Below are 3,439 nucleotides of genomic sequence, written 5' to 3'. Positions count from 1 at the left end.
AATATATTAACAGTTTTACAAGAAGGTAATATTTTAAAAGCGAAAGAATTAATGAACTTTTATAAAGATGAATCCTTCAGCTATGTTCAATTTATCCCATGTATGGATTTTCAGTCACAGGATCCAAGTCAACCTGGAAAATATTTAATTACGCCCCAACAATATGGCGATTTTCTATGTGAAGCGTTTGATATTTGGTATAACAATGGAGTACCTGAAATCTCTGTTCGTTTCTTTGATAATATGCTGGCTATATACCTTCATCAACAGGCGGAAGCTTGTATCCATCAAAAGACTTGTCCAAAAAATATTGTCTTTGAACAAAACGGTGACGCCTATCCGTGTGATTTTTTTATTGATGAACAATATAAATTAGGAAATATAAAACACGACTCCTTAGAAAGTATCATCAACAACGAACGAATGGATCAGTTTTTGGCTAGAAAGCCCTCCCTCCCGACACAATGTGAGTCCTGTGAATTTCTTCATTTATGTCATGGAGGGTGCCCAAGAAATCGTATAAGTGAAAATAACGAGATTGGTGTTGAATATTTTTGTGAGAGCTTCAAACGTGTATATCGTTATGCTCATGAAAGGATGCTTGAACTCGCTACTACTATCAAAAGATGTAAAGTTACTGAAGTAAAAGAGGCTGGTAATCAATTACCTGGACGGAATGAGAATTGCTTATGTGGAAGTGGGAAAAAATTCAAGAAATGCTGTGATCCATTACTAAGGTCAATTTAGTTTGTGAGTTTGTTGACTCTATAAAAATATGCACCAACCTTTGTTTTAAAAGGCTTTCTTAAATTTTTCTATTGGTCTAAACAAATAGGGTCGTTTTTATTTGTAGGCAGCAAACAAAAATAAAAAAAAGAGGCATACAACCTGCCTCTTCCTTACGTCATTACTCTTTTAAAATAGCTAATTATTAATAAGAATTGCGGATAAAATCAATAAAATATTTCAAACCTGTTTTTTTAAACCGATGAGTTTTTTGTACCATCCATAAATCTCGTGATATATGAAGACCAGAAACCTTTAATTCATGCAATGTGCCGTATTTTAACTCTCTTGCGACCGTTACCTTTGGTAGGATACTAACACCTAAATCCGCTTCCACGGCGCTTTTAATCGATTGATAACTTCCTAGCTCCATTGTACTTTTGATATTATCAAGAACTCCATGTGCATTTAATGCGTCCTCTACAATTTTACGTGTTCCCGAATCAGCCTCTCTCCAAATCATTTTTTTCTCCGGAAGTTCATGTATTTGTATTTGACTTTTGTCCATCCATTTGTGAGTTGCTGATGTTACTAAGATTAACTCATCATCAGCAAATTTCTCTCTAATAAAACTATCATTCTGTACAGCACTTTCAACAAAAGCAATATCAATCTCATTATTTTCTAACTTAGATAAAATATTAGGCGTATTACCAATTGATAAGCTGAATTTTAAATCTAGATAACTTTTGATAAAATTTCCAAGTAAATCCGGTAACAAATATTCTCCTATTGTTAAGCTAGCACCTATATTAAGTACGGTTTCTTGGTTAGCTGTTACCGCTTCAAAGGATCTTTTGGAGTATTCAACTATTTCTTTTGCATAAGGATAGAGTTTTTTACCTTCTTCTGAAATAGTTAACCTACCATTTTTTCTCTCAAATAGATTAGCACAATACAACTCTTCTAAATGTCGAATTTGTTTAGTAACAGCAGGCTGCGATACGAAACTCAGGCGTGCAGCTTTACTAATACTTCCCTCATCAACTACCAGGCAAAACATTTTTAAACTTTCTATGTTCATTTTTAATCTACCACCCAAATAGATAATCAAATTGAGGTTATCCATAAATGATTTAGAATAGCTTATGATACAGAAGAAAACAGTTTCATAATTTTTTACGAAACATTTCACTAGTGTTGTATAAATACTGTCATAATTTTCAGTTTAGTTAACTTTCCAATTTAGAGCAAAAAAAGTAATTACCCAATTAAAGGTGGCTCCAATCGTTTGGGGATTTTTTACAATTAGATCTGTGTTACAACGACAATTTTCCTATCAAGGAACCGCTTTTCCTTCAATTTTTCGAAGCCAGATATTTGCTGGCTTCCATAGTGAAGCGCTTAAATAACGGCTAATTTGAAAGGTTTTCCGCTTACTCTTCGTCTCGATTTGAATTTGGGGAAAGATTTAATTTCTATCAATTGATTTCACAGAATCACGCTCAATTATTTTTGAATCAACGATAACCTCTTTATTAAAATCTTGGTTTCCTTGTAAATATTCAAATAACATGGTTGTAGCTTCAAACGCCATTTGATAGGCTGGTACATAAACACTGGTAACAGCGGGCAAACATTGTTCTCCATCCTGAAATTTGTGTTCAATGGTTATAATTGAAACATCGTTCGGTGCATCTAAATTTAGATTGTTTAGAAAGTTAATTGTTTGCTGGACTTTAGATGTATCTTCTACCAATAAACCAGTCGGTTTATTTTTTTGAGTAAAGATAGTACCCAATAAATCTAGATAGGAATCTAAATTTAAAGGTGATAGAAAATGCTCAAGCTTCAGCTCTTCATCCTTTTTTTCTATTTCAAATTCACGAATAACCGAACCCATTATTTCCTTTTCCATACTCAGCACATTAATATATCGATGATTTTGATCATAAAAATAGTCCAATATATCCCTGCTATATTGTTTATATTGGGCGTAAACATTTAACCCGGTATGATTTAATATTTTTTCGCCAATGAAAACCATCGGCATTTTATGATCTAGTAACTCAAAGAAGGATGAACATAGAATAGGAGTAGTTCCAATGATAAGACCGTCTATTCTTTTTTGCTTAATAAAAGAATAATACTGAGGCTTGCACTGATTGGACATGATTTTTTTAATATCATTAATTTCGTTAATTAAGAGTAGGTGATAGCCCCATCGGATTAAAACTTCATTGACTCCTTTGATAAACTCCAAGATATATGTGTTTGATGAGGTTACATTTATATTGGGTAGTGAAGTAAAGTATAATCCAATTAATTTTGTTTCATTATTTGCCAAGTTTTGTGCAATCACGTTTGGTATAAAATTTAACTTTTCAACAGCATCGTATACTTTTTTTTCTGTTTTGCTGCTTACATATCCGCTTTTATTTAATACTCTAGAAACAGTAGAAATAGAAACTCCTGCTAAATTAGCTACGTCATAGATAGATACTTTCATAATAGATCACCACATTAAAATCGTTTTATTTGTACTACCTCACATTTCTGGGAATCGCTTTTATAGAAAATTATTTGTAAGCGTTTCTATATTTTCGATGTGGAAGCGCTTTTATAATTCCTTAATATTAATTTATCATAAAAATTACTACGGGTCAATCAGGTGTCACTGTAGATCGAACTTACGAAATAACCAGTATTTTGA

3 protein-coding genes are annotated in these 3,439 nt (G+C 32.5%); 1 reads left to right on the top strand and 2 read right to left on the bottom strand.

Annotation, left to right across the window (positions count from 1 at the left end; genetic code table 11):
• Positions 1-747 (top strand): SPASM domain-containing protein (locus V7150_RS26270; RefSeq protein ID WP_335524203.1); only part of this gene is annotated, 747 nt, incomplete at its 5' end.
• Between the two features lie 184 nt (positions 748-931).
• Here the strand turns inward: V7150_RS26270 and V7150_RS26265 are convergent.
• Positions 932-1,810 (bottom strand): LysR family transcriptional regulator, encoded by an 879-nt coding sequence (locus V7150_RS26265; RefSeq protein WP_248733492.1) that lies wholly within the window; start codon positions 1,808-1,810, stop codon positions 932-934.
• A gap of 387 nt (positions 1,811-2,197) precedes the next feature.
• Positions 2,198-3,235, bottom strand: coding sequence for a LacI family DNA-binding transcriptional regulator (locus tag V7150_RS26255; protein WP_248733491.1), 1,038 nt, complete (start codon positions 3,233-3,235; stop codon positions 2,198-2,200).
• Between the last annotated feature and the right edge of the window lie 204 nt (positions 3,236-3,439).

This window comes from Neobacillus drentensis, from assembly GCF_036965245.1.
Classification (GTDB): Bacteria; Bacillota; Bacilli; order Bacillales; family Cytobacillaceae; genus Neobacillus; species Neobacillus drentensis_G.
The sequence above is the reverse complement of the archived record's forward strand: the minus strand, read 5'-3'. Positions and strand labels throughout refer to the sequence as shown.